The 13,908-nt window shown below is 35.2% G+C and carries 6 protein-coding genes and 2 pseudogenes; 4 read left to right on the top strand and 4 right to left on the bottom strand.

The window, feature by feature from the left end; translation table 11 throughout:
- Positions 1–260 precede the first annotated feature (260 nt).
- Genes FTT64_RS06260 through FTT64_RS06250 form a run of 3 tightly spaced genes read right to left on the bottom strand, consistent with a single transcriptional unit; the run spans position 261 to position 8,338 of the window.
- Complete coding sequence (locus tag FTT64_RS06260; protein ID WP_180182163.1) at positions 261–596, bottom strand: hypothetical protein; 336 nt, start codon at positions 594–596, stop codon at positions 261–263.
- Complete coding sequence (locus FTT64_RS06255; RefSeq protein WP_180182164.1) at positions 597–6,536, bottom strand: DUF637 domain-containing protein; 5,940 nt, start codon at positions 6,534–6,536, stop codon at positions 597–599.
- A gap of 44 nt (positions 6,537–6,580) precedes the next feature.
- Positions 6,581–8,338, bottom strand: a complete 1,758-nt coding sequence (locus tag FTT64_RS06250; RefSeq protein WP_180182165.1) for a ShlB/FhaC/HecB family hemolysin secretion/activation protein — start codon at positions 8,336–8,338, stop codon at positions 6,581–6,583.
- A gap of 177 nt (positions 8,339–8,515) precedes the next feature.
- Here FTT64_RS06250 and FTT64_RS06245 point away from each other — a divergent pair.
- Positions 8,516–8,843 (top strand): annotated as a pseudogene (locus tag FTT64_RS06245) (integrase); the annotation flags it as partial.
- Between the two features lie 81 nt (positions 8,844–8,924).
- On the opposite strand, the gene FTT64_RS06240 reads toward FTT64_RS06245, so the two are convergent.
- Positions 8,925–11,885: a DEAD/DEAH box helicase gene (locus tag FTT64_RS06240; RefSeq protein ID WP_180182166.1), complete on the bottom strand. Its 2,961-nt coding sequence runs from the start codon at positions 11,883–11,885 to the stop codon at positions 8,925–8,927.
- Positions 11,886–12,088: 203 nt separating this feature from the next.
- Between FTT64_RS06240 and FTT64_RS06235 the strand changes: the two are divergent.
- The 3 genes and pseudogenes from FTT64_RS06235 to FTT64_RS06225 form a co-directional block, all read left to right on the top strand.
- Positions 12,089–12,334: pseudogene (locus FTT64_RS06235) on the top strand (integrase); the annotation flags it as partial.
- Positions 12,335–12,542: 208 nt separating this feature from the next.
- The gene (locus tag FTT64_RS06230) at positions 12,543–13,556 is read left to right on the top strand and encodes a hypothetical protein (protein ID WP_180182167.1); all 1,014 of its coding nucleotides are present in this window, start codon (positions 12,543–12,545) and stop codon (positions 13,554–13,556) included.
- A gap of 97 nt (positions 13,557–13,653) precedes the next feature.
- The gene (locus tag FTT64_RS06225; protein ID WP_079283084.1) at positions 13,654–13,887 is read left to right on the top strand and encodes an AlpA family transcriptional regulator; all 234 of its coding nucleotides are present in this window, start codon (positions 13,654–13,656) and stop codon (positions 13,885–13,887) included.
- The last annotated feature ends 21 nt before the right edge of the window (positions 13,888–13,908 follow it).

Here is a 13,908-nt window from a genome sequence, read left to right as displayed (position 1 = left end):
AGTTAATTGCTTTCTAAGCATAACGAAAATCTTTAATATATATATACTTTTTTTGCACACATTTGTAAATGTGTATCAACGTATTTCATCCGCAAATTATGTAGGAATGTTGAAAATTCTACAATATAAATAATCAAAAAATAGCTTACTCTTTAATTTATGAAAGAGATCTAATATACAACTATTTTATTCCATCACATTTAAGGTGGCTTCAAAATAAAGCCACCTTCTCTATAATTTACTAGAGATAGTCTGATCCCTTAAAAAACCATGCCACTCATTTTTATTAAAAATTTACTCCATAATTTTATTTCGATAGTTACTTTATAAGATTGATTAAATACCATTTTAATAATTTGTTTATCTACATCCAAAAAAAACTCTTCAAGGTTTTCCATATAAATATCTATTACTGTTGTTAAATCTTTGTTGAAAACAATTTTGACACTATCATCCACATGGCCAATATATATACTTAAATCACTTTTATCCTCATCCGCAAATTTCATTATTTGAATATGGTTTTCATCTATCCAACAATCACACCCAAAAATAGAAGATAATTCATCACATGATGGGATCAAATATTTAGACATTTACTTACCTCCTTTAATAATAATAGTAGCAAATTTACGTTGCCCATCCGGCATAATTTCAAATGTTGATTCTGCTTTTCTTACTCCCATAGGACCAGAAAGCAGAGATTCTCTGACTTCGAATTTTCTATCAACTCCATTAATATTCTTTGTAAAAGTCTCAGAAATATTATTAGGGCGACTTACCGTATCAGATAAATGCATAATAATACGCTCTCGCCCTTTATTATCATCAAAAATTCCTACAGAAGCTAATTGTTCTCTATTTTGTAAACTTCTTGGTGTGTTATGAGGATCATAGGTGGCTTTTCCAAAAAGATATTTAAACTTATTTTCATCGAAAGATAAACTTTCAGCTGGGAAATTTTTTCCTACTATTTTCTTATCTGCCATTAATACATCGACATTTTTACCAGCTTTTAAGTCAATACCTATCAGTAAATCGATTGCTGCAAAAGCTCTATCTCCTGGAGTTGATGCAGGACTTACCAAGGTTGTGATATTGTCTCCAATATCAATCACCCCCTGAATCCCCTCCTCCTTAAACATGTTAATAACGTCATCAGGTTTCAGATTTGATCTTACTGTGGCGGGCATATCCGTAATTCTTTTAGCAACCCTATATGCCGCTTTCCCTGCGGTTGTTGCCAATTTAGCCAAACTATTATTTTCTACAGCTATATTCGCACTATTTGCAGCAGTATTTACATCATAGCCAGCAAATGCTGCTGTAACCCCCGCAAGAAGTTTACTTGTATCCTTAATTTTTGTTCTTTCTAAATCTGTTAGATCAAGTGCTGTCTTACCATCTGGTATCATTAATTCAGCAACTATTTCGCCAACACCTGCACCAATTGCTCCAGCCTCACAACTTGCTTTGGTAGCTGCGGATGCTGCGCAACCTACTGCAGCATGAGCAATTTTATGAATTGTGTATTCAAAAGCACTAGGATCAAATTTATCAAGACTTGTACCAATTTGACTTGCTAATTCTCCCTGTAATGCCCCGGCTAAACCTGCTAATAAAGCAGCCTGTAAATTGTCTTCGAGATTTCCCCCTTTGATAGCAGTTTGTACTAAAGTAGAGCCAACAGAAGTCGCAAAGTTATTCATTAAACGATCAGGAAAATAAGTACTATCAGGCTTAAGATTTAAAGCTGTACTTACTTGACTCAACAAACCTGCTGTTACAATACTTGTAGCTAAACCTCTTACCGACTCTTTACTGCCCAGCTCATTTAAAGTCTTAGCAATATCTCCACCATTATTAATCAGGCTTACACTCGCTTGTGTTGCTAAAGTTGTAATTGCTGCCTGACTCATTGCAACTGCAGATCCCCCCAAAGTAGATGCTGTTCCCCCTAATGCCCCTACTGCTGTAGCTCCAGCGCCTGCAGTCGCTGCTACCACAACAATTGCAATGATTGCGGCGCCAGCGCCTGTCAAACCTTGCTGCTTATAATTCCAATTCTCTTGAGCAAGTTTAACCGCTTCCCAATTCACATCTTTTCGAGCAATAAGCCCTTTCAAATATTCATTACCAGGCTGATTAGAAAGCTTAATCACCTCAGCACGAACATCATTGTTTTGGCCAGAAACAACAGGCACTTGTACTGTTAGTCCGCCTTTCGCTTCAAACTTTGGTACAACTGGTCCATTAAAACTTGGCAGTTTTGCTGTTTCAGTAATTGAGCCTGTATCCTGCATAGATTGCCAAACAACTGAATTTTTTTCTTTATGAAGAGTATTTTCAATGAGTGTAGTTGCCGAAGTTAATGTAATTGTTCCTCCTGCAGTTATTGAAGCGCCAGATAGATAGTTAAATTCTGAACCTTGTAGAAGAGTATCAAATGCTGATTTAGTACTTATATAATCAGCTTTTGCTTTAACAGGTAATTGTGTAATTTCTTTATATGATGAATTTGAGGTCGAATCATTATATTTAAATCCCCAAAATGAAGATTTTTTTCTTGAAGTAGTCTCTTTTCTTTTTATTTCATCAGTTACAAGTAGTTTTATATTTTTAGCTTTAATATCAATATCGCCATATGCATCCATATTTGTAGAATATAAAACCGTATCTCCTTTGCTTTTTAATAAAATATTTTTACCTTGTAAATTTACAGGAATTGAAGAATAGTTTTGAGCTTGATAAATAGTTTGTGTAGTTTTTTTCTTTCCGTACCAAGTTTTTTTAGTCGTTGTTTGCGTTGATTTATCATAACTTTGATCTTGACCAGTTAATAATTGAATATCTTTTCCACTTTGTAAATCAACATCTCCATACCACGAAATAATATCAGCACCTTGAATAACTAAATTATCTGTTAAGTTTTCACCTAATGAATTTATTGTTACTCCATTTGAGCCCCTAATTTGATTCGCAACAAAATTCTCTCTAACTTGATAATTAGCACCTGTATCAACACCAAAATCAAAACTATCAACTACTCCATCTATTAATATACCTGCATCCAGTTGCTCAGTAAGTTCTTTAGAGGTTTTAGTTTTTTGTAAAGTACCTTGAGACTCTATTAAGATTTTTTCTGGACTAGTAACATCTGTTGCTCTTAATAAAATTCCCTGCTTTGCATTAATTTCGATATTTCCTGTGTTACTTACAACATTAGCTTTTTTATGCTCAAAACCATTTATATTAGACAAATAGAAATTCATATCTGACTGAATTGCTTTACCTCTTTCTTCAGCAATCGCAATCTCATTAAGAACATATTGGGGTCCAAGTATTGCTAATAAAATTTGGTCAGTAGGATATTGCGAAACTAACAATGCTTTAGCTGCTGCGATAAATTGATCATTATTTTTCTTTTCATTCGAAAGCATCTGATAATTTAAAGTATGAGGTGCATTAACATGTTTATTTTTTATACCATCAACAACAATATCCCCATTAGTGGCTACTAAATTTATAGCGCCTTTAGCATTTAAATTACTTCCATCTAACTGTATAGATTTACCAATTAAATTAATCCCACCATTACTTGTTACTAAGTTTACAATTTGCTCTGAACCATTACCTTTCATACCACCATAACCAGCCAATTTTAAATGACCATTCTTTGCAATAAGTTCAATATCACCAATTGCAGATAAATTTATTATCTTTGGGTCAATTGTTAAACCAGTAGTTCCGGTAGTTTGAATACTTAAATCACCATTTAAACTACTGAGTTTACTATCATTTTTTAATAGATCACTTCCCGTGGCATTGAAGACCAGACCTGGCTTCATAAATAAATTTGTGGTTTCTAATAAAACAGCACCACCTGTCAATTGGGCATTCTGCATTACCTGGTTACCCGTAGCAGTAAGTGACAAGACTCCTTTTGCTGTTAAGTTGGTTTTAGCTGATGGATGCCACACAGTAGCTGTCGGCGTATAATCTGCATTCAGATATAGAGTTCGTTTTGAATTGACTGCTAAATGTTGATCTGAGTTCGCTGTGATATTTTTAAGAGCCAAAATATCCTTGGCGTAAATTTCAGTATTCCCCTTAGACTGCAGCTTACTGTCTGCAACACTGAGCATGCCTGCTTCACTGTTTAGATGTAGCTGGTTTACAGTTGAGGTCAACACAGTATTCTTAATATCAATATTACCCTTTTTAGTTCCGATTGATACAGATTGGCCCTTGAGCTGATTGGTAAGAGTAGTGTCATGCCCATTATCTCCACCATCAACAACCACATCAATATTGGAATCCAGATTTACACCATTTTGCCCAAGGATCTTTAAATCACCTTTGGCTGAAGTTAAATCTGCTGAGTTAACGCTGACTGTACCTTTTTCCGCACTGGCAATCACAATGCCTTGATCTGCGTTAATCACAGTCTTATCGGTAATTTGTTCATCACGATCTGCCTGGGGCGCGGCCACAGTGGTTTGGACTGAATTCAAGTTTACATTTTCATGGGCAATAATTGATGCATGGCCTGCAGTTGAGTTAACTTTCAGACTTTGTGCCTGAATACTGCCCTGTAATGAAGCTAAATTGACATCTTTGACTGCAGTTAACGATGTGCCTTGTGCTAAAGACATGGCATTATGAGTTGTTAAGTCAATGCCCTGATCTGACTTTACTGTCGTATTCAAATTTAGAGTATCAGACTGGGTGACAATACCATTGGCTGCATGGAGCGCCGTACCCGCAAGCTCTAGTCCTTGCTTGGCTTCAAGTTGTAGTTTTCCTGAAATCTTAGCTAAGGGTTTCGCTTTATTATCCCAAGTCAGATTTTTGCCACTGTAGACATTAATATCTTTTAAACGTGTAGCATTATTGACCAAGTTAAAGCTTAAGTTTTTAAGACTGACATCACCTGAGCCATAGATATTTAAGTCTTTACCGGCATAGAGTGTTCCACCATCTACTTGGAGCAAATGTACCTCTTCAGCTGACTGGACATTGATTGAACCACTCGTGGCCTGTAGGGTATTTCCTATTAGTTTCAGATCTTTGTTGGCAGTTAAATTTAAATCTTTCGCAACGATCAATCTTGCTGTGCTGTTACTCACCAAACTTTCATTGGCATTAATATTGGCAGAACCACGGTTACTACGTAACTCTGAATTTGCTGCCAGATTGATCCCTTTAGCATCGATATATAAGTCGCCATTTGTACTGAGGTTGTTGATTTTGGTCCCAGTGGCTAAGTTTAGATTACCTTGAGCTCCAATAATCAGTGCTGCTGAGTTGAGGGTTATGGCATCATAATTTAGCGTAATATCTTTTGCATTCAGATTTAAATTATTGCCTGAATCAATATTAATTAAACCATAACTATTTACTGATCCACTTATAGCAATATCCGCAGCAGCCCCTGTTCCGGTGCTAGCAACGCTGACTAAACCATTCTTTTTATCTGTAGTTGAAATTGTTCCACTATGAACAATTTTACCAGTGTTGGTCACCACTATATTATTTACAGCTTGGAGTGCACCGGCATTCGTGACACCTAAGCCCTTTTCATTCCCCCTCAGGAAGATGTTATTGGCATACATCCCGCCCAAACTTTTAATATCTACTGCCAATGCAGGTGCTGCGACTGTTGAGGTTTTACTGTCAATGCTCTCAAGATCGGCTGAGATGGTATTTGCACCTGTGATGACATTAATATCTTGATTAGCATGCAGTTGTGCATTCAAGTCTAACGCACGTGCATAAATATCTACATAATCAACATTATTGTTGTTCCCACCTAAACCTAAAGTTGAACCTATGTTGGCTGTAACCGTCACCTTACCCTGGTCTACAACAAATTGCTTTAAGCTTCCATCCGCATTTAGCTGTGCTTTGCCTGTGGTAAAAATGGCTTTATTGGCATTAATAAAACCACCACCTTTAATATTAATACCAGCTGGGTTAGCTATAACGACATCTGCACGTTGACCTGCAACCTCAAGATTTCCTTCAAAACGGGTTGCTGCAGTTGAATTGATTTCATTTAAAATAAGCCGTGCTTCACCTTTAGCTAAAAATGGGTTTGCTCCTACACTTCCCACAATGGCAGAACCGGCACCTGTACGGCTGTTATTCAGGACTACACCATTACTCAGCACATCCATTTGTTTATAGATGTTGTGGGAAACACCGTTCACTGGAGTTTGAATGTTGACTACAGGTACATTTTGACCTTGGCTATTCTTTCCCACGCCCACGACTGGACGGTTCGCTGCATTAGCCGCCGGATCTGCTTGAATCTGTGCATATACAGGGGCTAGAGACATCCATATACTCATGCTGGCTACCAAGCTTTTCACCACCCAATGTTGATGCAAAGCTGTACTATCATGAGTTCCTGGAGATATCGCTATTTTTGCACTCTCCCCAGCAGCTTTGGTTTGGCTTTTACTATTTTCCCCTACAGCGATGAACATATTGCGGGCTTTGCTGAAAATGATGCGATAAAGATTTTTATTCATTGAAAGTACTTCTATTTTTAAATCAAGTTTTTAAATTCAAAGGTTTAAAAGGAATAATTTAGACTAAAGCCTGTAATAAGCTCTTTTTTCATACGCTGTGGTGCAACCAGTCCGTGTCCAACAAAAGCATCCAGATATAGCTGCTGATAGTAGCTACGTATTCCCATAACTCCCCCAGCTAAATAACGCTGCCCTGCAATACTGTGCTCTCCAGTAACCCAGCCCTGATCTACCCCTAGATAGACTTGGCTGTTCAAGGGAGTGTTGATATTTATTTCTTGCTGCAGGAAATGACCATTATCTCCAGATAACATGATTTCCCCATCGAAGCCGCGAACACTATAGCGACCACCAATATAGAAGCGGTCTTGGGGCACCAAGACCTTCGGCGCATATTGCCCTTTCCAATTGATGCGGTATTGAGCTGCCTGATTGAATAAATTAAAAGGATAATTTATTCGTAAGTCAGCGCTCCAGAGTGGTGCACGTGAGTAACCTTCGACCGGAAGCGGATTTCCAAAAATGTCAGTAATTTCTTCTTCTGGCGCAGCCAGTGAATTAAAAGCGCCTACCCCTCTTCGATAATCTAACCCGACATCGACTAAGGTATTGCCGATATAGTGCTTATGCTGAATACCCGCATGCCAGCCTGCTGTACGTCGATGCTGAACACTAATCTCAATATCTTCGATATAGTTGCGGTTTTGCTTTTGATAAACTTTGCCATAAACGGAAGTTTTATATTGGGTTCCGCGTAACAACATTTTAGACAAGGTGATATTAGCCTGCTGACTTTCACCACTGTATAAAATCGGACTCTCATAACCCGCAACATATTGATCGTATTCATACCAGTTGTAAGTTGCACTCAAGTCAAAGGTCTGGAACGGCAGTTGATAGCTGATAAAATAACTTTTATTACGGTCTTGATCAAAATCATCAAGCGAATGGCTGAAGTTAAGATACAGACTGTCATTCATTCGGGCAGGGTTATTCAGAGTCAGTCCAATGTTACCAATATATTGTCCGGTGCTTTTATTGCCCGAATCATCTACAGATAGACTGACATTAAGTTTTTTGTAAGGTTGCGTGCTAATCAGAATATTACTTTGCCCTACTGCCGTCTCTTCTGTAGCGGGCTCTATTTGAATATCAACCTCTAATCCAGATACTTTTTTTAAATTTTCTAATGCATGATCTAATGAGCGGATATTAAGAATATCGCCTTCTGTAAAAGAAAGTGCTGTCTTTAACTGCAGCACTGAAATATCAGGGCCATTGTGATTAATCTTAGCTATGCGTCCTGGCACCAATTCAAACCTTAACATCCCTTGCGTCATATCCTGTTCAGGCACCACAATTTGAGTCGTGACAAAACCTTTCTTGATCAGCTCATTCTGAGCGAATCTCACCACGTTCTGTAAGCTCTGAGTACCAATGCACTGCTCTACAATCGTATTGCTTTTTTTATTGAGGATTTGGCTTAAAAAATTGAAAGTATCAATAGTTTTTGGATGTGAATCAGTCACATCTATACGGATAGTGTGGATATCAAAGCAGGGTTCTTCCGTAACAATAAAATGCTGTTTTTTGAGTAAAGGTGTCAAGCTAGGCTGGATAATAGCTTGGGTATCCAGCTGTTGCTTTAAATCACTTAAACGTTGATCCTGTCGAATGAGCTCAGGAAGCGATAAGTCTTGCGGAAACGTAGCGTTAGCAGCAAATAGATTGATATTTCCTGCAGCATGTACGTTACCTATTCCCCAAACATAACAAAGACTTAAATAAAGTATTTTTTTCATGAATTACATTTTTTAATATAGCGTTTCAATACACAACAAAATCTACTTTTTTTATCTAAAATTTGCAATGCTTTCTTACTACCAATTTCTTCTTTTTTACCAGATGATAAATTCTATTATTTACATTTTAGAAGTAGTTTCCCTGAATTCATTTGAAAACATATTCAGCTATAAGCTTTCATTTTTCCTGTACACTGTAATGGTGAAATGCTTTCTGACATACCCTTAACAACTTTGATAAAGTTCATGCATGAACAGAAGCTTAAAGAAAATAACTTAGGCTATATTGACCCTAAACAAAATCGAGTGATTACCACACATGGCTTCCACTCTACATTTCGTGACTGGTCAGCAGATAAACAGATTACCCTCGTGAAGTTTGTGAGCATGTACTTGCACATAAGCTGCGAGATGAAGTTGAAGCTGCTTAGTTACGTGTAGCATATCTCGAAAAACGCAAAGGCTTAAGGCTGATTGGGCTGAGTTTTGTAATGCACAAAATTAATAGCATAAAATCTATGCTTCCGCCTTAAATGGCAGAAGCATTAATATATTTTTCCCTCATCAAGTTTGATAGAGATTATACTTATTTAATAATATAATAAGTTTCAGCATTCAAGGTTTGTTTAATAATACATGCCAACTGCCCTAGTACTGATTCAACACGAGAATTCAATTCAGAATAATCTAGGCTCGGCTGAACTAATACTATTTCTATAGTAACGTCATAAGTTCTATACTTTTTAATCAAAGCATCTAAATCTGACATTTCACCTAATATGAATCTACTATTTTTAGTCTTTTTATAAGTGTTATTCTCTCTAATTTTTAATTGTTTTAATGCTTTTACTGCATCAGATAATTTATCACAAGTTGAAAGGGTTTGCTGAACCAGCTCATTCACAGCTCCAATAGAAGATTTTGTACCTATAGCATATTTACAATGATATAAACGCATACATACTTTTTGCTGTTCTTCATCAATCCAAAATCCAACTAAATCTGCAAGTTCATTACTACCATCGTCATAGAACAATATGTTCGGCTTATTTTCTTGAGATTGAAGTACATCAATTATTTTACCCTGAACAGAGTTTTTCACTGCCCCAAACTTCCAACTCTCTTTATTTATCTCCACCCCATTCCAGTCCAACTCAGTTACATTATCTTTTACTAATGTGTAAGAATATTTGTTCTTATAACCAATTTTTTCATTTAAACTAATTACTTCAAAACCTGAAGTCCAAGCAACAAGCCCAAGTTTTTTTGGAAGTTCCTTAATAAAATCCAACTCACAATTAAGTTTCATTCCATTATAAGACTCGGAAACCAAACTAAAACCATGAGTTAAATCATAGATATAATCAAGTGTACAAAAATAATCATCTTCAAAATAAATTTTTATCGAAAAACTTATTTTCTCGTCAGCTTGTTTAACATTTAAAACCTCATAAAAGCTAAAATTTAATGTTTTTAAGCCCAACTCTCCTCTAATCCGTATCAAATTAACAGCCTTAGAAATTAAATCTACAGGTGAGATAGTGAGAATTTTAAAGTTAGCTAAGTTTTCAACACTAAATGGCTCAAGCATATTATTAACAAATGAATCAATATGAATATTTTCATTATGAATTTTGTCATATAACGATTCACACCATTTGACCCATTGATAAATGTTAGCACTAGACATTGACCATGTGATACCCTTCCTAGAGCACCCCAAGCTAGCTTTCTTACCGTCAATGTAACCATGACCAAACAAATTTGATAATGCATTATTATTTAAATCTTGCTGTGTTAATTCTTTGTAGACATCTGTACCAGTAAACATTCTAAATCTTATATTTCTAGATGTTGATAACATACCTAAATTTGCAAACGCTGAACGTTCTAAATCATAAAACATTCGAAATAACTCAGGAAAACTAAAGTTAATATAGCCTAACTCTTTTGCTAAATTCTGGACTAAATCCTTATTACTTCCATGAACAAATAAGTCAGTACCTTTTCTCAGAAATATGAACATATCGAACAAATCAAATTGTAACTCATCACTAGACACCCACATAGGGGTAACTTTCTTTCTTGATAAGATAATTCCTAAATTTTCTTCCCTAAAAATTGCAGAAATATAATTATCCGACAACTTATTAAAATATTTTTTAAGATTAGTTTTTTCAAAAATCTCGTTAATATCATCATTAATTTCTTTATAAATTGTTGCGCTATTTTTAATATAGAATGAATTTGATGAGAACAATTTTCTTATCAATTCATGATTATATTCACCATCAATTGAAGAACTAAAAAATTCTTCTATCATTTTTTCTTTACTTAAACTCCCAATCAATAGGTTCCAATCTGCATCAGCCTGATAAAGCTCTTGAAATTGCTCTCCAATATCATCTGCAACAACATTTGAGATGATTGTTGCTTGACCTAGTTTTTTTGTTCTATTAACCCTTGTGAAACGACCCACTAATTGCATAAATATTGGCAAGCTCTTACATTTTTTATGTAATGCTAATATTTTTAAATTAGGTAAATCATACCCCTCTCCAAACATATCAACACAAACCACTATTTGTGTTTTACCTTCCTTTAATTTACTTTTATCTTCTTCATTTATTCCATCTTTGCTGGTTGCTAATAAAACTTCCATTTTTTCAGGGAAATATTCTTTTATTAGAGAGGTATATAATTTTTTTAATTCTTTTGCATGCTTAATAGTAGAAGTTTTAACCATAAGAACATGCTCTAGCCCTGCCAGAATATCTTTTTGTAATACTTCTAATGCTTTCCTTGCAACGACTCCATCGGATTTCTCGTCATAATATTCATTGACAGCTTCAAATTGAATTTTCTCAAAAATACCTTCATCAAAAGCTTTTGCAATGGAGTATTGATATATGAATTTTCCTTCTAATTTTTTGCCATCTCCTCTGTAAGGGGTTGCGGTAAATTGAAATATCTTCTTTTTTCTTTGGGTGAAATTATCACGAAGTTTTTTCCATGTTGGAGCTTCACTATGATGAGCCTCATCAAAGATCAACCTATCAAACTGATTTAAAAAAACCTTCAAATTTTCATCTTGGAATGAATTAAAAATTTGCGATGTTGCAACGACAATAAACTGTTCTTCTAAATCATGTTCAACAATTTTATCAATATCTTTTGGTTCTAACCTAGAAATAATAGGTTGTTCACTATTTTCAGGAAGAACCCCCCAAGCAATATATTTTTTCAAATCGATTAGATCATCACTTATTTGCTTCCGTAAAGAGTCGGAGGGAACAACGATTAGCGTTCTCTTAAATATTGCTTTAAATAATAATGATGCAATGACACCCGTTTTTCCTGTCCCTGTAGGCATATTAATTATTACAGGTTCTTCCTCATCATTTAAATCATAGTCTAAACATTTAAGCAATGCTGACTTTTGAGGTAGCCTTAAGGCTGTTTCATGAATAGCAAGGGTTGATTTCCACGATAAAATTATCTGATCTTTTGACTTATCATTTCCAGTATCAACTCTTACTAGCCCCATATTTAACCTGTTAGATTTATTTAAATAAGTTCTATAATGATAGTAGAAACTATTTAAAACAAGAGCAAATAATCAATAGAAATATATTATTACAATTATAAAGTTTACTTATTCTGAATTCACTCACAATCAAAATATCCTGTGTTTCTAGTTAAAACCTTTCTGATATGTTAGTGATGACTGTGATCTAGAACATACTTGGACAAGTGCTAAAAGAAAATGGCTTAGGCTATATTGACCCAAAACAGAATCGTGTTATTACAACACATGGCTTTCGCTCTACATTCCGTGACTGGTCAGCCGACAAAACAGACTACCCTAGAAAGGTTTGTGAGCACGTACTGGCACATAAGCTGCCAGATGAAGTCAAAGCAGCTTATTTTCGTGGGGCTTATCTGGAAAAACGTAAAGGATTAATGGCTGACTGGGCTGAGTTTTGTAATGCATAAAAATCGTGCTTTTTCCTTAAATTACAGAAGCATGGCCACACTTATAATTTCTATAAACTATCTCTGTAACCTACTAATAAAAAATATATTAATTACTAAGTCTGTATATAAAAATGGCTAAGTCTGTACAGAAATTAGGGCTTTACTAAAGCTTTTTTAATGGTAATACTGTAATGAAATAATAAGCTCTGTATGAACAGGAGTGATCATGCCAAACCATCAGCTAGATAATCAAATTAAAATAATCAACATGCTAGAGCTATTTATTTTTGAAAAAATCTGCTCGACTCCATTTTTAGGTTCCCATGAATCTATCCTCATGGCATCTAATGAAGAAGATTTAAGGAAGGCAATATATACCTTGGATGACGAAGGTTATTTCCAAGAGTTGGAAGAAGATAAAATAAAAAGACTTTGTAACAAACCTGTTAAGGCATTTTTTCCAGATCAGGATGGGAATGCTCAAGTTGCAAAGCTTGATTTCGAATATCGCCCCAAACATTATCACGAAGTACTTCAAGCTATTCGTAAATTTAGAGCTTCACTACAAGCTAATGCTTTAGAAAATATTCAAACTGAGCTTAAAGCCATTCGAACTGCTTATTCATCACATGCAGATTGCATGAATCAAAAAAACCTCCCCCCAGTTTTAAGGCACTTTTTAGAACAAGGGGTTTCTAATTCCTTCAAAAAATATAATTTTCAGCGCATACGCAAACAACCCTTTTATAACTTTGTAGAAAATTATATTCAGAATTATAGAGGTCAAAAGTTTAATAGTTTAAACCAAATATACATAGACTTAGATTTGAAAGTGACTGCAATAATTTCTCAATCCATCCAAGATGAGATTAATCACTTAGAAAGTTTATTAAGAACTATGTTAATTAAACATAAAGAATGCTTGATCTTTACTCATAATAAAGCCATTGTACCGTTATCTGTTCCTGAACAAATGACATTACTTAAACAAGGCAAGCCTATTTCGTCTACGTCATTCTATTCATCGCAGAATCTTACTGATTTTTATGAGCAGTTTGAATCGTTTAATGATAGGAAGGAAAATATTGAAAGTAGAATTAAAATTTTAAAAAGTGAACTAGAAACTTTTAATAACCCAGATCCAGAGGCTCCCTTTGAAAGAAGCAAGGCTTACTTAAATGAAAGGCCCGACCTAAAAGAAAAACTCAAGGAAAAATGCGTAGTTCAAAAAAAATCATAGTGTATTTTATCATTCTCCCCCGTTGACGAACTTTTAGTGATCTCTAATGTTTTATTTTTTCCTTGATTAGTCCAAAACTAATCTACAAGGAGTAAAAATGAACACATCAATCGCTACTATCCAAATGCTTAGACTTCATGAGCTTATCAAACTGATTGGTTTATCTCGGTCATCCATTTATGACCGGCTAAACCCGCGCTCGAAACGTTACGACCCTGATTTTCCAAAACCAATCAAGCTAAATAGAGCTTCACGTTGGTTACTCAGCGAAGTTGAGGAATGGATTAGAAACAAAATGTCCAGCCGAAATCGAGCTGCTTCGGTGAGCTAATTTTGTACAAGCAGTTTCTCG

Origin of the sequence: Acinetobacter sp. Q186-3 (genome assembly GCF_013420655.1) — a bacterium.
GTDB lineage: Bacteria > Pseudomonadota > Gammaproteobacteria > Pseudomonadales > Moraxellaceae > Acinetobacter > Acinetobacter indicus.
The sequence above is the reverse complement of the archived record's forward strand: the minus strand, read 5'-3'. Positions and strand labels throughout refer to the sequence as shown.